13 protein-coding genes and 1 pseudogene are annotated in these 18,096 nt (G+C 66.8%); 5 read left to right on the forward strand and 9 right to left on the reverse strand.

Annotated features, from left to right (window positions below; all coding sequences use genetic code 11):
• Nucleotides 1–563 precede the first annotated feature (563 nt).
• On the forward strand, nucleotides 564–2,528 hold the full coding sequence (locus CHF15_RS35195) for a SpoIIE family protein phosphatase (RefSeq protein ID WP_179280103.1): 1,965 nt from the start codon (nucleotides 564–566) through the stop codon (nucleotides 2,526–2,528).
• A 120-nt stretch (nucleotides 2,529–2,648) separates the two neighbouring features.
• On the opposite strand, the gene CHF15_RS35200 is transcribed toward CHF15_RS35195, so the two are convergent.
• From CHF15_RS35200 to CHF15_RS35210, 3 genes are all read right to left on the reverse strand, one after another.
• On the reverse strand, nucleotides 2,649–3,560 hold the full coding sequence (locus tag CHF15_RS35200; protein WP_089227987.1) for an alpha/beta fold hydrolase: 912 nt from the start codon (nucleotides 3,558–3,560) through the stop codon (nucleotides 2,649–2,651).
• A gap of 365 nt (nucleotides 3,561–3,925) precedes the next feature.
• Entirely contained in the window at nucleotides 3,926–4,297 is a 372-nt protein-coding gene (locus CHF15_RS35205; protein ID WP_089227988.1) for a fic family toxin-antitoxin system, toxin component, read from the reverse strand.
• Nucleotides 4,281–4,499, reverse strand: coding sequence for a hypothetical protein (locus CHF15_RS35210; RefSeq protein WP_018559404.1), 219 nt, complete (start codon nucleotides 4,497–4,499; stop codon nucleotides 4,281–4,283). The genes CHF15_RS35205 and CHF15_RS35210 overlap by 17 nt, the downstream gene beginning before the upstream one ends.
• Nucleotides 4,500–4,790: 291 nt before the next feature.
• On the opposite strand from CHF15_RS35210, the gene CHF15_RS35215 reads away from it, so the two are divergent.
• Nucleotides 4,791–6,224 (forward strand): MFS transporter, encoded by a 1,434-nt coding sequence (locus CHF15_RS35215; protein ID WP_089227989.1) that lies wholly within the window; start codon nucleotides 4,791–4,793, stop codon nucleotides 6,222–6,224.
• Nucleotides 6,225–6,340: 116 nt separating this feature from the next.
• Here the strand turns inward: CHF15_RS35215 and CHF15_RS35220 are convergent, their stop codons facing one another.
• Nucleotides 6,341–6,769, reverse strand: coding sequence for a hypothetical protein (locus CHF15_RS35220; RefSeq protein ID WP_143681712.1), 429 nt, complete (start codon nucleotides 6,767–6,769; stop codon nucleotides 6,341–6,343).
• Between the two features lie 483 nt (nucleotides 6,770–7,252).
• Here CHF15_RS35220 and CHF15_RS45220 point away from each other — a divergent pair.
• The 3 genes and pseudogenes from CHF15_RS45220 to CHF15_RS35230 form a co-directional block, all read left to right on the forward strand.
• A pseudogene (locus CHF15_RS45220) lies at nucleotides 7,253–7,598 on the forward strand (hypothetical protein); the annotation flags it as partial.
• 430 nt (nucleotides 7,599–8,028) lie between these two features.
• Nucleotides 8,029–8,202: a hypothetical protein gene (locus CHF15_RS45225; protein WP_179280104.1), complete on the forward strand. Its 174-nt coding sequence runs from the start codon at nucleotides 8,029–8,031 to the stop codon at nucleotides 8,200–8,202.
• A gap of 679 nt (nucleotides 8,203–8,881) precedes the next feature.
• Nucleotides 8,882–10,060: an adenosylhomocysteinase gene (locus tag CHF15_RS35230; protein ID WP_089227991.1), complete on the forward strand. Its 1,179-nt coding sequence runs from the start codon at nucleotides 8,882–8,884 to the stop codon at nucleotides 10,058–10,060.
• Nucleotides 10,061–10,572: 512 nt separating this feature from the next.
• On the opposite strand, the gene CHF15_RS35235 is transcribed toward CHF15_RS35230, so the two are convergent.
• The 5 genes from CHF15_RS35235 to CHF15_RS35255 all read right to left on the reverse strand — a co-directional run bounded on the left by CHF15_RS35235 (nucleotide 10,573) and on the right by CHF15_RS35255 (nucleotide 18,068).
• The gene (locus tag CHF15_RS35235; RefSeq protein WP_089227992.1) at nucleotides 10,573–11,562 is read right to left on the reverse strand and encodes an MBL fold metallo-hydrolase; all 990 of its coding nucleotides are present in this window, start codon (nucleotides 11,560–11,562) and stop codon (nucleotides 10,573–10,575) included.
• 296 nt (nucleotides 11,563–11,858) lie between these two features.
• Nucleotides 11,859–13,190, reverse strand: coding sequence for a M24 family metallopeptidase (locus tag CHF15_RS35240; protein WP_089227993.1), 1,332 nt, complete (start codon nucleotides 13,188–13,190; stop codon nucleotides 11,859–11,861).
• Complete coding sequence (locus CHF15_RS35245; protein ID WP_089227994.1) at nucleotides 13,187–14,056, reverse strand: cupin domain-containing protein; 870 nt, start codon at nucleotides 14,054–14,056, stop codon at nucleotides 13,187–13,189. The genes CHF15_RS35240 and CHF15_RS35245 overlap by 4 nt, the downstream gene beginning before the upstream one ends.
• A gap of 85 nt (nucleotides 14,057–14,141) precedes the next feature.
• Entirely contained in the window at nucleotides 14,142–17,135 is a 2,994-nt protein-coding gene (locus tag CHF15_RS35250; RefSeq protein WP_089227995.1) for a BTAD domain-containing putative transcriptional regulator, read from the reverse strand.
• A gap of 429 nt (nucleotides 17,136–17,564) precedes the next feature.
• Entirely contained in the window at nucleotides 17,565–18,068 is a 504-nt protein-coding gene (locus CHF15_RS35255; protein WP_089227996.1) for a VOC family protein, read from the reverse strand.
• Nucleotides 18,069–18,096 lie beyond the last annotated feature (28 nt).

Raw genomic sequence — 18,096 nt, forward strand, 5'->3', positions numbered from 1 at the left:
ATAGTGGGTAAGTTGCCAAAAGTCGATCGGCGGCCGCCATGAAGAGGTTCAAACCTCTGATCGAATCAACGTGAAAGCCGCCTGCCCTGGCTTCGACTCGGCGCGCTACAGCCTAGATTAAGTGGACGAAACAGTCCAGTCCGTGTCCCTGGACCGGCATCCCGCCGGCGCATACCGCAACCCGTGGGCGAGGCTGCGCCCCCACTCGCATGCGGTGCCCCTCAACAGCCGCACTCCGCACCGTTCGGGGGAAGGTTCGCCCCTCCGCATCCTGCACGGGGCAACGCCGGACGGCCCCATCCATGGCGTACAGAAGCCGCCTTACGACTCACAGGCCATGGCGGATACGCACACTGCGGTCACGTGCTTCTCGACGACGCCCCAGGGCTCGCAGGTCACGGATTCCACCTCAGCGGCGAGCCCCCTACAGGCAGACCTGCCGCCGACTGGGCCACCGCTCGGGTTCGCGCGCCGCCCCCAGTGGACGCGCGACCTGCTCTGCGACAGATAGGATTGTTACGTCTATCAGGGCATATCGCTCGACGATGGTCAGGAAGCGGCAGATGGACGCCTGGGACGAACTCCTGCGGAGGGCTACACCGTCGGCTGTTCTGACCCTGGACGGGGTCATCCGCTCCCTCAACGCCGCAATGGCCTCAGCGCTGGGCAGGCCCGAGGAACAGTGCATCGGCCGCGGCTTCGCTGATCTGCTGTCCGAGGATCAGCGGATCTCGGCTACGAGCCTGGTGGCGCACGGGGCCACGACGAAAAGACTCGCGATGCGGGTGCTGGAATTCCCGGGAGCGGGCGCAGCGTCTGTGCTCTGCCTTGTCGAGGCACGGCCCGTAACGGACCCCGCAAGTGGCGAGCGGCTCGTGTGGCTGCACTCGTTGGACGCGCGACATGACCTCGGCGCCCTGCTGATCCCATTTGACCTTGCAGCCAAGGCGGCCAACCTCGGCCTCTTCATGTGTTCACCCGATGAGCACCAGATCGAGTGGCTGGGTGGCGAGCCCGCCCTGGCCGCGCTGTTCCCGCAGGCGTCGATGTCCCTGTCCATGGTGATCCGGCGAGTACACCCGGATGACCGAAAGGACGTGCAGCGGCTTGTGCGCTCGTCCGCCGCCCAGTCCCCCTGGATCAGGTCGCGGTTCCATACCGAGCACGACGGCTGGCGCATGCTGGCCAGCCAAGCCCGGCACATCACGCTGGGATACGGCGGTTCCGAACGGGTCTTCGGGGTGATCCGCGACGAGTCCAAGATGGAGGCACGCCGAAAGGACTTGCTGGCTGCGGTGAGTGCTGAGCGGCAGCGCGCCGATGAGATCGCCGCGTTCTCCTCAGCCCTGTTCACTGCGGCCACCGAGCAGGAGCTGCAGCAGGTTGTCCTGACGCGGCTCGCCGCGGCCTTCGGCGGTTTCGGCGCCCTCTTCGCGCTCGTCGACGACGGTCGTCTGCGGGTCTCCTCGGACGCCGGGATCCCCACATGGCAGACCGACGCCCTGCTCGGTCAGTCGCTTGACGAGGACCGACCGTTGCCCTGTGCGATCCGTACCGGACAGCCGCAGTTCGTCGCCAACCAGGAGGAACTCGCGCGGTGTCGCCTGAGTGATACCAGTGGGGCCCAGACACCGCCAGGCCCCGATGTCGCCGTGTCGATCACTCCTCTCAGCCCGCCGGGCGACCAGCCCCTCGGGGCCTGGGCAGTGACGTACGACAGTCAGCGCCCTCCGTCCCTGGAGAAGCTCGCCTTCATGACTACTCTGGCCGATCTCGCAGGCCAGGCCCTGAAGCGGATCAGGCTGCAGCAGGCCCACGTCGAGCTGTCCACCGCGGTACAGCAGAGCATGCTCCCGACACTGCCCGAGCACCTGCCGGGCCTGGAGGTCGCCGCTCGCTATCAGCCCAGCCGGGACGGGCTGGATATCGGCGGAGACTGGTACGACGCGTTCTTCCTGCCCGATGGCGCGGTCGCACTCGAGATCGGCGACGCCCAAGGGCACGACGTCGATGCCGCGGTTTTCATGGGTCAGGTGCGCTCGTCCATGCGCGCGATCGCCGCCCACGAGCCCGAGCCGGGAACGGTGCTGACACGCACCAACGAGTTGCTCACCACGATGGACGCACCGCGCTTCGCCAGCTGCACCATGCTGCACGTGAATCCGCGCGACGGTCAGGTCATCGGCACCAGCGCAGGCCACGTTCCGCTTCTCCACGCACGCGACGACGGCACCCACTGCATCCGCACACTTCCCGGCGGGCCGGTCCTGGGAGTCCTGCCCGATATCGACTACGCCGAGGAGACCTTCACTTTGGAGGAGGGCACCGCGCTGGTCATGGTCACCGACGGCGTGGTCGAAGGGCCGGGCCTGACACTGGAAGCGGGATTGGAACGAGCGGGCACGCTGGCCGGCCAAGCCCTCCACGACCAGCTCGATGCCGAGGCGATGGCAGACCTGATCCTCGACGCTGTGGCCGCCGTGGACCACCTGGACGACGTGGCCGTGCTGGTCATCCGGCGCGCCTAGGGGGGGTGCGCGGCTCGGCCGGGGTCCGCCATCTCGACTTCCGTCCCGCCAGCAGGTCATCCCGGGTAACGCTCTGACCAGTACAGACGAAAGTTGGAAAAGGCCTTTTGGCTGTGAAAGCTACTCCTGCAGGAAGGATTGCAGCATGGCTGTCACTTCCTGCGGCTTCTCCTCCGTGACGAAGTGCCCCGAATTTTTCAGGACTCGTCCGTCGACGTTCACGGCGTAATCACGCCATTGGTCGACGACTATTCCACCAAAGGAATCCTGTGCGCCGATGGCGAGAATGGGCATCTTCAGTTTGCCCCGGGCCAGGAACTCCTTGTTCTGCTGAACGTTCGTGCGGAACTGGCGGTATACATTCATCCAGGCCGTCGTGCGGCCGGGCTCCTTCAGGAAGTGGGCGTAGTAGTCGTAGTCCGACGGCGTGAACGGTGACTTGTTGCCTACCAGGTACGCAGTGATCATCTCCTGGATGAAGACTCGCTCGTGACCGGCGATGAGGTGTTCAGCGAGAGGCATCTGGAACATGCCCCAGTGCCATGGCGAGGGCTTCTCCGGGTCGGCGTTCAGAGCCGGGTAGCTGTAGGCGCTGCCATCCGCAATGGGGGCTTCCATCACGGCCATGCGGCGCACCTCCGACGGCCACTGCGCCGCGTAGGCGTAGGCGACCCACACGCCGACATCGTGGGCGACCACCTGGATGTCGTTGTTGAGTCCCAGCTGCTTCAGCAGCTCATGCACATCTTCAGCCAGTTGAGCGGCCTGGTAACCGCTCTCCGTGACCTGCGAGTTGCCCGTGCCACGCAGGTCGACGGCGATCACGGTGTGAGTCCTGGAGAGCGGACCCATCTGCTGTCGCCACTCGGCCCACGTCTGAGGGAACCCGTGGATCATCACCACGGGCGAGCCTTGACCGCCCTCCATGTAATGCATACGGAATCCATTTACTTCCGCATACTTGGACCGAAAACCAGCGGGTGGTTGAGATTGCGGGTAAGTCGACGGCGAGTTTGCCATTCCGATGCTCATTGATGCACCTGCTTGGAGTCGCTATCTCGTTGTTCCACACTAGTCGCGTGAGTACGGTGAAGCCACCCATAGGTCCGGCACAGTACCTTGACGGAGATCTCACACCGCAGGTCGTCCAATACGCCTCGGAGGCACTGTTCCTTTTCAGCGGGGCCACCGATCGGGTAACGGCCTGCCGGTCGGTGACCCACGCCCGGAGGACGAGGCTCCTCGTTGGTCGAACGAAATGTCTTACCTCTCAACTCTTCGGCCGGGCAGTCCCGTTGGTCGGTGAGGTATTTCAGAGTTCCGCCACCGGACCAAGCGGCCGACGAAAGCCAGAGGACCCCGGCCCTCTCGGGGCCGGGGTCCTCTTCGGCACTGCGTCAGGCGGGCCACTCCCGCAGCAACGCCGCCACGCTCTGCACCGTGCACGCCTCGTCGCGCAGCTCGTCGACGAGGGCCCGCACCTCGTCCCAGGTCGGTTTCACCTGGCGGCCGGCGGCTTGCAGGTACGCCACCGTCACCGCCACGGCGACGGTCATGTTCGACCGCTCCAGCCACCGCAGGCGCCCGAGCGAGTGGGCCAGCGCGGCCGCCCGCGCCACCGGCCCGTCGTAGACATCCCGGTCGAACAGTTGGGCCTTGTGGCGCTCCACAGCGGACAGGGGCACGCCGAAGTCGTCCGGGGCCGGATCGTCCTCCCCCGCCTGGCTCGCAACGCTCAGGATCCAGCCGAGGTCAACCGCGAGGTTCACGCACGCGCTCCTCGATGAGGTCCCCGAACTCCTCGATCACGTTCGCCGCGGACGCGAGGAACGCCTTGCGAACGGGATCGGTGTCGGACTTCACCAGGTGCTCGATGTACTCCTGGAGGGACATGTGCCGGTTGCCCGCCGCCTGGCGGGCCGCCTCCACCGTGTCCTCGTCCAGCCGGACGTTCAGCTGTGTCTTGGCCATGCAGCGATGCTAGCTGTCGCTAGCCATGATCGGTAGTGCTTCCCACCCGGTACGGGTCCGCGTGGCCGGCGATGACCCGCCGATGCGGCCTGGCACAGGATCCGGTACCAGGACGGGCGGCACGCTGTGCCGGTGAAGGCGCCACCGACATACCGCAGGTGCGCGCTCGACCGGTGAGCACCCAACCGGGTGGCTGCAGATGGCGATCAGGGGCCGCTTGGCGCGGCAGGTTGATCCACTGCGAACCGTTGCTTTGACTCCGTCCACGTGGTGACCAACGGTTCTTCCCGGATGCCGCAGCCTTTGGGAGCGGTCCTGGACGGTGCGGCGATGTCGCGGCTGCACATGAGGTTCTGGCTGCTGGCAGGGCTGGGGATCCTGCTCGACGGGTTCGACTTCTTCATCATCGCGGTGGCGAACCCGCTGATCGCGAAAGACTTCGGGGGCAGTGCGGCCGAGCGAGGACTGCTGTCGGCGGCGGCGATCGTGGGGGCCGTATTCGGTGCGGCGCTGCTGGGACCGTTGGGCGACCGGATCGGGCGGAGCCGGATCTTCAAGGTCGACCTGTGGCTGTTCGTGGTCTTCTCGGCGGCGTGCGCGTTCGCGTGGGACATCTGGTCGCTGATCGTGTTCCGGTTGCTGCTCGGGGTCGCGGTGGGGCTGGACTACCCGATCGCGGCGAGTTACGTGGCGGAGATCCTGCCTTCGCGGAACCGGGGGCGGTGGCTTGTCGGCGCGTTCAGCCTGCAGGCGGCGGGGATCGTGCTGGGGGCGGTGGCGGGGGTGGTGATCCTCCTGCTGCTGCCGGAGACAGGGTCATGGCGGCTCATGCTGGGCTTCGGGGTCCTGCCGGCGCTGCTGATCATCGTGCTGCGGCGGAACGTACCCGAGAGCCCCCGGTGGCTCGCGCAGAACGGGCGCGAACGCGAGGCCCGCGAGATCGCGGAGGCCATGACGGGGCGGCGCTGCCAGGTGACGGAGGCGGATCGTGCACGGGGCGAGGCGCCGCCGGAAGGCCTGAAGGCCTTCGCGCAGCCCCGGTTGTTCTCCAGGCAGCTGCGGCGGCGCACGGTGTTCACCGCGATCCCCTGGTTCCTCATGGACATCGCGACATACGGGGTGGGGATCTTCACCCCGACGCTGCTCGCAGGGCTCGCACTGGGCGGCGCTAACGCCACGTTCATCGCCGAGGACATCGCCTCGACCGAGGGCACGGCGCTGCTCGACGTCTTCCTGGTGCTCGGTTTCGTGCTGGCGATCCTGCTGGTGGAACGGGTCGGGCGAGTACCGCTGCAGCTCGCCGGCTTCGCCGTGATGGCCGTGGCGCTGTGCCTGCTGGCCGTCGCCGAATCACTGCCCGGCGGCGGCGATGGCCATCTGCCCCTGATCTTTGTCGGCTTCGCCCTCTTCAACACCTTCATGAACCTGGGCCCGAACGCCACCACCTTCGCCCTCCCCGCCGAGGTGTTCCCCTCCGAGGTGCGGTCCGCGGGCCACGGCTTCGCGGCCGCCTGCGGCAAACTCGGCGCGGCGCTCGGCACCTTCCTCTTCCCGGTGGCGCTGGACGCCGTCGGGACCCCGGCACTGCTGTACGCCGTTGCCGCCACCAGCGCACTGGCGTTCATCGTGACGTGGGTCTTCCGCATCGAGCCCCGCGGCCGCTCACTCGAGGAACTCTCCGGCGCCGACACGGCAACGCTCGCACCGCGCGTCACCCCGCCATGACGGCCCGAGCGCTCGGTGACACGTACACCGGGTATCCAGATGCGGGTGCTCGTCCGATGTGTCACGGCCCGCGCCCGGGCGACGGCAAACGACGCCCGGGCCTGAATCCGGGGCCGTCAGTTCTGGTAGCAGGCCGGGTGTCCGTCCTCCACATAACACCAGCGCCCCTGGATGTCCGATATCTTCTCCCAGGCACCGGCGGCGAACCAGGTGGAGTTGTTGTTCGTGGTCCACGCCGCGTTCTCGACGGTCAGTGCATCCACGTCCTTGACGCCGATGTCCTTGCTCTGCTTACCGCTGGGCAGCCAGTAGGTCTTGCAGGTGAACGTGCCCTCTTCGGTCCGGCATGTCTCCGAACCAACGCCGAGCTCCGCAACCTTGACCGTGTACGAGCTTGGCAGCCGGTTTCCGACGTAGCCGCAGATGAACCCGAGAGTGCAGGTCCCTGCGTTTGCCTGCGGTGCCGGCGCCAAGACAACCAATCCAGCTGCCGCTGCCAGAAGTGCCGCACCCTTGGTCATCCGCCGTCTGGGCGTGCTGCGCATCAGAACCGATCCCCCTCCATGTCGCGTACATGGCGACTTGCTCGCGGGTAAGTATGGTTGGCAGACCCCGAGTTGGATATGCCGATGGCGCCTTTCACGTCACAGCTCCCAGCGGGCAACCCTGTATCGGTGCAGGCCAGGGCACACGGGTAGGAGGCCCGTCCGGCCTGGTCGTGCTCGGGTGCAGCTACGCCCACCTGGCTGCCGCTCAGGCCATTGGCTCAAATGCGTCCGGGAACTCAAGCCCGTTGTATCGCGCGATGCGCAGGTAGGCACAGGGAAGCGGGACGACGGTCGGCCCCACATCGGCCGTGGTTCCCACGGCCTGGCCAGAGGTCGACGCTCAAGGAGCACTCCGTCTGGAACTCGCGGCTGAAATGGCGGACGTCGTCCCACTCCCCGGTCAGCGAAGAGCCTGACCCGGGCGCCTTCGGCAACCTGCTGGCGGCGAGCCTCCGCGGCCGCAACGCGCCTTCCCACTCCTCGGTGGAGGAGAACGGCTGGACGTGAGCCGCACCGTCGTCGAGGTGGTCACCGACGACATGCTGTTCCCGGTCGACTCCGTCACCAACGAGCTGTCCCGGCAGGACCGCGCGATCCACGTCGTCGTCCACCCGCAGATGCTGGTGCGCCGTGACGTGACCGGGAAGCAGCTGGAGGTGCTGGACGCCGCACGCTCGGCGACGTGTCGGACGACGTGCTGGTCGAGTCCTGGATCCACGTGGAGAACGACCGAGAGGACCTGAAGCAGATCACCACGGACCCGCGCCGGGTCCTGTCGGACGTCCGGGAGGCCGTCGAGGACTGGCAGAAGATGCGCGACGCTGCGCCGGCGCTCCCGGGCATCGGCTGCCGGCAGGCCTCGCACCAACGGGCTTGAACGATGTGTTCACCAACCACGCGGTACCTGCGGCAGGTACGGCGGGGCCGTCATGCTCGCCGCCTGCCGATCCGACCATGGCCGCGTTGGCGCTGCGCCGGCCGGGTGTGGAGCGAAAACTCCCCCAGCCGTGGCCCCCTCCGGTAGATCCACAGCAATGCCACCGGATCACCCCCCGCGCCAGGATTGAGCCGGTCGTCCTTCGACTGCGAGCGCGTCCGGGAAACCCGCCTTCCTAGCCTTAACACGTGAAGGGCCCGCCGACTGCCCCTCACGTTTGACCGGTAGGCCCTGTACGAACTTGGCCGCGCCTTGAACCCAGGAGTTCCCTTTGGACGGTACGCCAGCTCATACAAACCGCCACCGCACGCCGAGGGGGATGGTGATTGCGATCATCGCCTCGGCCTCAGCGAACGTCGGGTTCGCCGTTGGCACCTTCGCCGGCGCGGTCGGCGAACTCGGTGCCTACTCCGCCACCTCAGCCGGTGCCGCCGCGACGGCCACCGCTGTCGTGATCGGTTTCGCCACGGCAACCTTCATCGAAGGAGGGTAGCCAGCAGGCTGGGCCCACAGGCCCGAGCGCAGAACGGTGCCCAACGTGTGCAAACACGCGTCAGGCACCGTCAACTATGTGGAGTCCATGCCGAGTTCGTCGAGCACGGCAGCCCACCGCCGGGGCAGAGTGGGCTGCCGGGCACGGACATGGCTCACGAAGACGCTCAGGCTGACGGGGTGCCCGTCGACGGGTTCGGCGTGCGGGCGGGGCGCATTCAGGCGCCCTCCCCGCCCGTGATGGTCACGGGCTACGGCGGTGGGGTGAACTGCGGGTTGTCGTACCCGGGCCGCCGACCGCTCCCTCAGACAGGATCCGGAAGCGGACCAAGGTGCCTGATCACGCCCTCACCCTGTACCAGTGGAAGTCCACGGCGCTGCCGGAGATCGGTACGTCCGGACCCCCGACCAAGGCGAGGCGGCAGGTCAGTACGCGAGCAGCTGTTGCGTCTAGTTATACGTGTAACTTACGATGTGGTTTCGTCGCCCGAGAGCTGCAGCGACCGTTTCCACAGGAGGGAGGCCCCGATGAGCATGATCGGAAGAAGCCGCCGCCTGTGCATCTTCGGCGACCACTCCTACCGCAGTGAGTTCTACGGCTGAAGCGCTGGTTCGCATCCGTGCCATTTCGTGCACCGAGTGCACGCACCAACGCTCCCATCACAGCCAAGGAACCTGTCATGTCCCAGTTCTCCGCTGCGCCCTTCGCGATCTCCCACGACGACACCCAGTGGGCCGCCCGTCACATGCCTCTGCTTGCGGCAACCATGCAGACCCACTCCAGCGCCTTCGCCGGCCGGCGGATCGGCATCTGCCTCCACATCGAACCCAAGACCGCCGTGCTCGTGTCCCACCTGGCCCAGGCAGGCGCTCATGTCACGCTCACCGGTTCCCCGGGCACGACTCAGGAAGCCACCGCCGCTGCCCTGCGCGACGCGGGCGTGCACGTCATCGGCCACCGCTCGGACAGCCTGGAGCAGCACCGCGACAACATCGCCGGTGTGCTGGACTCGGAGCCCGACCTGATCCTCGACAATGGCGGCGACCTGATCGAAGGCGTGCTCGCACGGGGCGGTCTGCCTTCCCTCATGGGGGCCACCGAGGAGACCACCACCGGCGGACTGCGCATCCGCTCCTGGGACACCCAGCCGGGCTTTCCGGTGATCGTCATCAACGACAGCCGCCTCAAGCTGCTGGTCGAGAACGAGTACGGTGTCGGGCAGAGTGTCGTGCAAGGCTTCATGAACGCCACCAACCTCATGCTCCCCGGAGCGCGGGCGACCGTCGTCGGCTACGGGCCGTGCGGCAAGGGGGTGGCCGACACCCTCGCCAAACTCGGCGCCCGCGTCTCGGTGGCCGACGTCGATCCGTACCGCGCGCTCGAAGCCGTCATGGCAGGGCATGCAGTGGGAGCGCTGCGCGATCTCCTGCCCGAGACCCAGCTGCTGTTCCTTGCCACCGGGCACCCTGGTGTCATCGGCGCAGCGGAGCTGGACGTTCTCGCGGACGGCGCGGTGATCGCCGGCGTCGGGCACATGCCCTGGGAACTGGACGCCGAGGCCCTGTCCGGGCGTACGTCGACCGTCGAGCGCGCGGGAACCAGCGGCCAGGAACGCGCCGTGCACCGTCTGAAGGACGGCAGAGAGGTCATCGTCCTGGCCGACACCAAGATGATCAACCTGACGGCCGCCAAGGGAAACCCCATCCAGGCCATGGACCTCGGACTCACTCTCCAGGCCAGGAGCCTGGCGGCTCTCACCTCCGCAGCGGAGAGTCGGCTCGTCCCGGGAGTACAGGCGGTGCCGGCCCCGATCGACCGCCAAGTGGCAACCGACCTGGTCGCCCTGCTGAGCGCCTGACCGTCCACGCTGTTCAAGAGGCTGGATCATCAGGCGGAGGGCGTTGGTCGTCGAACTCCGTACGGCGTCGGCAGACGTAGGTGTACGGGTGTCGCCTGGTTCGATCCGGCGGTGGGTTCCGCATACGGGTGACACACCTCCACCGATTCCGTGATCATCTTGCTGCTCCTCGGAGCAGCAAGATGATCACGGGGAACTGGAAGCGCGCATGGGCTGGCGTGCAGGTGAATGAGCTCAGCCCTCGTATCGGCGCTCGTGCTCGTGCTTGGGGTCGGAACCGGGGCGGTTTGCCGTCAGAGCGCCCACACCTCACTACCTGCTGGCACCTCCCCGCCGAGCGGCGGCACGGTGCAGCACGAGGCCGGACCAGCCGACCAGGACGAGGCCCACCGCGGTGAACCCAGACCGGAACAGGAGCGGCCCGTGCCCGACGTCACGGTGGGCCACCACCCGCTGCAGAAGCGCTGTCCCCGCCGGAGCCTGTCCGGGTCCCCTACACGACTGGCTCTTTCTCAGCACTCGTGATCGTGGCAGGCGCTGCTGTCGGCCGGCGGGAAGAACACCACGTGTGGCTCGACATTGCCGTCAAGGCGAAGGCTGTGGTACATCGTGAGCGTGTGGTTCACCCCAAGGGTCTCCACACCGCCGAGCCGTCCGGACCACTTGTCGATGACCGGCTTCGCGGCCTCCGCGGCCGCCCCCTCGTACATGGTTTTGAAGTACTCGTAGATGTGTTCTGTTCCGACCGTGTCGCGCGCACGGGCGCGCTTGACCGGGGTGAGTTCCAGCGCGTGCTGCGCGGCGTCGCGGATGTCGTGCATGTACTCGCGCTGCATTTCGACGTCCTGGCGTGTGCCAAGGCGGGTGAGGTGACCAGTGATCATCGTGTCGAAGTCGAACGCGAGCGTGTGGTCATGGTGCGCCATGAACCCGGGGATGTGCTTGGACTGGGCGATGTTGGTGAACGGCACCCACCCCGGATAGATCACGTCAACCAGCATCAGGATCTTCTGCCGGGGCAGATAGACGAAGCTGTTGCCCGGGGCGTGGTTGTTTCCCTTGTAGTGCATTTCGAGGACCTGGCCGCCCACCTCCATTCGGTAGGAGTCCTTGAAGGTCACATCCGGCAGTCGGCGCAGAGGATCACGGGTCTCGCGCAGCATCGTATGGGTTTCCTGCTGTGCGATCCGTGTGGCGTCGTCGGGGAACTGGTCGACCCTTCCGATGTGGTCGCCGTGGAAGTGCGTGTACACCACGTGGGTGATGGTCTTGCTCGTGACGTCGCGGATGGCACGGGTGACAAGGCCGCCGAGCGAGGGTGGTGCGTCGATGGCGATCACCTCGTCGTCGCACACCACGAACGCACACTGGTAGCCGCCGTCCGTGACCCAGTAAACGCCGTCGTCTACCTCCTGGACCAGGTACCCGCAAGGTGGCACCTTGGGGCCAACCGCGTTCTGCGGGACGGGTGGAACGGTGTTGTTGCGAGTTGACTGCGTCATCGTTGCTCGCTTTCGGACGGAGGATTCACTCTGGCCTGACGGTGCGCAGGCCAGGCACGGCGCGGTGATGTATCGAGTGGGTCGTTCGCCGGGGGTGATGTCGCGCGGCCCGGCCGCCTGATGGGCTGCACGGTGTACCGGGCGCGACTACGCTGCCCAGGGGCGCCCGTGTCGGGGCTGGCCGGACACCCCCGGGCAGCAGTTGTGCGAGTACCTTGACGGGGCTGCTGCGACGTCGGCCTTGAGAGCGCCGGACGTGTTCTGATCCGTCAAAGCGATCAACCGGGTTGAGCGGGTCAGCCGCGGGGACGGTTGCGATGCGACTGGGGTTCGCGGAGGGTGGGCAGTGGGCCGCCGACCGCGAAGTAGCGCTGTCCGGCGACCAGCAGGTCCTCGGCTGGGAACTTGGTGATCACCTCGCAACCGTCCTCGGTGACGACCAGTTCCTCCTCGATACGGGCCGCGCCAAGGCCGTCGGCTGACGGCCAGTAGGTCTCCAGCGCGAACACCATGCCCGCCTCGAGGACCTCGGGATGGTCCAGCGAGACCAGCCGGGAGAAGATCGGCTTCTCCCAGATCGACAGTCCGACCCCATGGCCGTACTGCAAGGCGAAGGCCGCCTCCTCGTCCGGGAAGCCGAACTCCTGCGCCGTCGGCCATACGGAGACGATGTCCGCCGTGGTGGCACCCGGCCGTACGAGGTCGATGGCCCGGTCCATGTAATCGCGGCACCGGGTGTAGGCGTCCCGCTGCGCCGGCGTGGCACTGCCGACCGCGAATGTTCGGTAGTAGCAGGTGCGGTAGCCCATGTGGCTATGCAGGATGTCGAAGAACGCAGGGTCACCCGGCCGGATGATGCGGTCCGAGTAGACGTGCGGGTGCGGCGAACACCGCTCGCCGGAGATGGCGTTGACACCCTCGACGAACTCGGACCCCATGTCGTAAAGCGTCTTGCTGACCAGGCCTACGCACTCGTTCTCGCGCACACCGGGCCGCAGGAAGGAGTACAGCGAGTCGTACGCGGCGTCCACCATGGCGGCCGCCTGGCTAAGCAGGGTGATCTCCGTGTCCGTCTTGATCCGGCGCGCCTCCAGGAAAACCTGCTGACCGTCGGTCACCGTCACACCCGCGTCCCGCAGCGCGGCCAGCACGGGCATCTCGATGACATCCACGCCGACCGGTTCGCCGGCCAGACCGTACAGGTCCAGTTCACGGCGTACCTTGCGGGCCACCTCCTCTGCGATGTTCGCGTCGGGGTTGAACGCGCCGCGCAGTGTGGAGATCCCGGCCCGCGCGCCTGACGGATTGCGCTCGTCGGACGGGTGGTCCAGCCACGGCGCATACAACTGGTGGTGCCGCGCCGCGGAGCCGAAGTCCCACACTATGGGTTCGCCGCCGCGCACCAGAAGGGCGAAGCGGATCAGCTTGTCGACCGCCCAGGTGCCGATGTGGGTGGCGGTCATGTAGCGGATGTTGGTGAAGTCGAAGGCGAGGACGGCACCCAGCTCGGATGCCTCCAGTTGCGCACGCAGCCGCTGCAGTCGGTCGCCGCGCAGCCGGTCGACATCGACTCGCTGCTCCCAGTCGACCGTGTTCAGGCCGAACGCGGAGGTCGCCGCGAGCGTCATCGCGCCTGTCCGTCCTCGGGCAGGGCGCGCCAGTCGTCCGGGAAGAAGAAGGCGTCCGATGTCGGCGGGACAGGTGACTGGACCTCGATCCAGCGGGCGGGCTCGTCGCGCTCGTTGACGAACCCGTGGGTGCCGTCCGTGCTGACCCAGACGAGATCGCCGGTCTCGGTGACCTCCTCGTTGCCGTCGATCCAGCCACGCATCCCACCACCGACGAAGTAGTAAATCTCCTCGAAGGGGTGGTAGTGCACCTTCGCAGCCTTTCCGGGGCCGGAGCGCGGGGCGATACTGGCGATGAAGGTGGTGTGGTGCTGGGCGCCCAGCAACTGGTCCACCATCATCCGAATGCTGATGTTCTTGATGTTGGGCCCGTGGTATCCCGGCATTGCCAGATCACCGAAGGGTGCCACGTCCGACTCGCTGAAGTGGCCGACAAAGCGGTGCCGGGGGTCGGTTTCCGACGGCCGGCCCATGTACTCGCCGGAATGCGGCTGGGTCGAGATGCTGCTGCGCGCACCGTCGAAGCTGGGCGGCTTCGGAGCCCGGACCGAGAACCAGCTCAACCCCTGGTCGCCAGCCGACAGCGAGTGCGCCAGCCCGACGGGAGCCACACCGTAGTCACCGACGCCGAGGTCGTACTCCAGCCCCGCGAGGGCCGCACGGCCGTTGCCCGCCGTCACGAACCATGATTCCTCGAACGGACAGCGGTTCCAGCCGAGCGTCGCGCCAGGGGCGAGTTCGTACAGGGCGATCTCCATGTGATGCGACCCATGGATCTCGCCGACCATCAGCGCCTGGCGCAGCCCCGGCACGTCCTTGACGTCGATCCACTCGCGTTCGGAGGCACGTGAAATGTGGTAGGCCATGAGAACCCCTTCACCTTGTGGCAAGTTGTGTCGGGATCGAGTGTGGCCGGGAGGGCATTAATCCCTTCATAATCGAAACGGCCATTCAGCGGCGCAGTTGCGCGACAAGTCGGCGTACCTCGGCAGACGGCGCGACGCCAAACTCACGCATCCTGGCGGTGTACCGCTGGTACACCGCCAGGACAGAGTCGTCACCGCCACTGGCATGGGCCAGGGATATCGCCAATTGCCAGGCCTGCTCACGGTACGGGTTGACCTTGAGCGCGTCGTTCACGAGTTGCCGGGCCTCGCGATACCGACTGAGCTGGAACGCCAGTTTGGCTGCTTCGATTCGGCCACTGGTGACGCGTTCGCTGATCTCCGAACGGCGTTGTTCGACCCAGTCGCTCGACAGGGGCGCGAGGTACGGTCCTCGGTCGGCACGGGCCAGCGCCTCGGTAATGCTGCGCAGGCGGATCTCTCCGTCCTGGTGGTCGGCTTGCACCAGCGAGTCGAGTACGACCTGCGCCGTGCCGCAGACCAGGTCGGGGCGTCCGAAGTAGAGCCGGTCGCCGTCCTGCTGTGGCACGAGGTCTTCGGGGAGCACCTCGCGAAGTCGGTGCAGCGACACGCGCAAGTAGTTGCGGCCGGCGGCTTCGTTTCGGTTGTCGAAAAGGCTGCTCAGGAGTTCTTGCCGGGAGACCTCCTGTCCGGCGCCGAGTAGATAGCTGAGTAGCTCCATGCTCTTGCTCAGCCGTAGCGTCGACTGTTGTCCGTCGACGGTCAGGATTGGTTCACCGAACTCCTCCAGCACCAGACGTGGCGCCCTCGCGGCGACGCGCAATGGGGCCTGGCTGGAGAGCGTGGCGGTGAGCTCGTGCCAGCGCGACATCCGGGTCGGGGACGCATCCGCTTCCCTGACTGCCACGGCGGGGACGTCGGTCAGCGCGCTGAGCAGCAGATGCTGGGACCCCTGTGCTGTGGCCTCGCTCAAAGCGAGTTCGGCAGCCGCATCAGACGAATCCTCCCGGCCGACTCGCCAGTACGCCTCCGCCAGATAGGCCGCCGCCGTGGCCAGTTCAAGCCGCCGGTCGCCGCGCCGCATTCCGTCGACGCAGGCCTCCAGCTCCGCGCACGCCTCGACGTTGTGATTCCGCAAGAGCAAGGAATATCCGCGCCACAGCTGGCAAAGCTCCCGGCTGAAAGCGTATTCGGCCGCTCCGCCGGCTTCCGCCTCGGCAAGCGCGCGATCGGCCGCCTCCGTGTCCTGATGCAGGCGCAGGTACAGCTTCGCCTCGCTCAGATGACCGAAGAAGCGGTACAGCCGGGACCCGGTCTCTGCGATCAGTCGGCAGCCGCGTTCCAACGCGGCCCGCGCATCGTTGCCCCGACCGAGGTCGATCATGAGATCGACGGCGTCGAACGCGTGCAACCAGGGCGGCTGCCACGCCTCCCGACGTACCTCGTACATCTGCATGGCCTCCTCCAGGCGACCCGTCGCGCGCAGCCCGGCGATGACCCATGGCGCGCCCAGCACGGTCCGCCGCGGATCCGGGCCGGTGGGCCGGTCGAGCCCGTTCAGCCGACCTCGGAGGTATCCGATCCGCATCAGCATCCCGTCGACCGTGGCTGACGGTGTGGGTGAATAGCCGGGGAAGGGAGGTGATGTGCCGTCCGCCAGCGCCAGAAGGTTGTCGGCCGCCTCTCTGGCGCAGCCTGTAGGCAAGCGTTCAGCCAACGTGTGTGCTTCTTCGAGCCGGCCGGAGTGCCACAGACACCACGTCGCCAGCAACAATGCTTCCTCGAAATGAGGTGAATCGGGTCCTGGCAACCAGCCGTAGCCGTGCCGCTCGAGTAGCTCGATTCCGCGCTGGCACTGTTCGAGGGCGAACGACACGCGCAGGACAGCGATGCCGACCCCGGGCGTCGGTGTCCTACTGGTGGCATCCAGTGAGTCCAGCCACCGGGCCGCCGAGCTGAAGTTCATCCGGGCGACCACATCAGGGAGGGCGACCGCGGCGTGCCGCCACGCGGCCTCTGCGTCACCCAGGCGCAGGAGCGAGTCGACGGCTTCCTCCCACTCGCCTTGCTGTACCAGCAGTTCCGCGTGCAGCTGGTGCAGTCGGCGCACCGTCTCCGGATCTTCCGTCCTGATCAGTTCCTCGGCAAGGAGTTCCCTGAACTGGGGGTGTGGGGTAAGCCGGGTGCCGTCTTTCGACCAGGTCACGGGTAGTCGCTTGGACTGCAGTCGGGCCATCAGCCGGGCCGCGTCGGTCTGGCCGAGTGCCACTGCGTCGGCGACCGAGATTTCCGCCAGCGCACTGGTGCGCAGCAGGAACGCGCGCTCGGTGGCGGAGAGGGTACGGAGGGTGTTGGCCGAGAGATATTCACGCAGGGCGTTGGGCTTGCGACCGGCCACCTCGACTGTTCGCCACCCCTCGAACAGCACTCCGGCGACCCAACCGCTGGTGTTGTCGACGACGCCCTGAACATCGACATCGGACCGGCCGATCAGCCGCAGGGCCGCCGCCGTCTCGCCGGCGTCGAACGCGAGATCCTCCTCGCCCAACTCGCCCACACGGGAGATGTCACTCATCGATCCGATGTCCAGCGGAATGCCGGCGCGGGAGATCAACACGAGGTTCACTGCGGCAGGTAGGTACCGGGCCAATGCCGACAAGACCACGATCGATTCCTCGTCGTCCGTGATCCGTTCGACGTTGTCACACACCAGTATCAGTCGACTGCCCTGCAGGCTCTCTGCAAGCAGCCCAGCGGCCTCGCCGACCTGGATGCCGTTGTGCAAGGCGTCGGTTGCCGCCCGGGGGGCGTCATGGACATGCGGCTCGACCGCCGCTTCGAGATACACCAGCAACCGACCGGGAGCCTGTTCGGTGCCGTCGAGCGAAAGCCAGGCGACAGGACGATCGAGATTGCGCAGGGCCAGAGCGACGGCTGTGGTCTTTCCCCCGCCGGCGGACGCGCACACCGTCACCACGGGGTGGTGGTCGATGAGGAACCGTATGCGCTGCGACAGTCGGTCTCGCCGCACGATGTTGTCGCCGGGTTCAGGCGTCGCTAGCTTCCGCCGGATCATCATGCGCTGCTACCCGCCCCACGACTGCGATTGCCGTCCACCGCGACCCGCCTAACTCGGAGTCAGTACACCCTGCCGCCAACGGGGCAAAGAGTCCTTTTCTGGCGCTCAAAGCCGCGTGGCGCTCTGGAGCCATGACGTCAACATTCGATGGCTCGATGTCGCTGGGTCAAGCTTGGTTTCACCGAAGTTCATGAGGGTGATCGGCAGCCTACCTGCAGGCGGGCACACGGGGGATTGTGACGCACGACACTGGCCATCGTTGTTCGTGTGCAGCTGAGGTGCGGTTGCCGCTGGGAAAACCCGGTCGATCAGTCATGGGTGATCCAGGCCGATCGACCGGACTTCCGGTGTCCGACGGGCCGCAGCGCTGACGGGAAGCCGGAACTCATCGGCTGGTCCCGGCGGCGCCGGCGGATCCGATGCAAACGGCTACTTGAAGGCCTCGGTGTTGCGGAAGAATGCCTTGCCATGAGGGTAGGACACCAGTTCGCACTGCAGTCCCCATGGTGACAGGAAGTAGACCCAGCGTTGGCCCTCGTGCGGACCCTTGCTGTCCGTCGGCTCCCCGAGTACGCGGAGGCCGCGTCGGCGCAGGTCGGCCACCGCGGTGTCCATGTCGTCCACGTAGAGGGCGAGATGATGGCCACCGACGTCGCTGTTGCGAGGAGGATCCAGGCGCTGGTCGGGCGCCTGGTACTCGAAGACCTCCAGGACCGCTTGGCCGCCGATCCTGAAGAAATAGATGCGTGGCGACACCGCCCTGTCGTGCACGTTGAGGTGCTCACTCATCCAGTGGCCCTCGTCGTCGCGCAGCGGTCCGAGCCTGTACAGGTACTCGAATCCAAGTACGTCTTCGAAGAATTCACGCGCCTGGTCCAAGTCGGGAACGGTGATCCCGAAATGGTCGACACGAGTGAGACCGGGAATGGGCATCGAACCTCCGTTGAGAGTCCTGTCGATT

This window comes from Actinacidiphila glaucinigra, from assembly GCF_900188405.1.
Lineage (GTDB): Bacteria > Actinomycetota > Actinomycetes > Streptomycetales > Streptomycetaceae > Actinacidiphila > Actinacidiphila glaucinigra.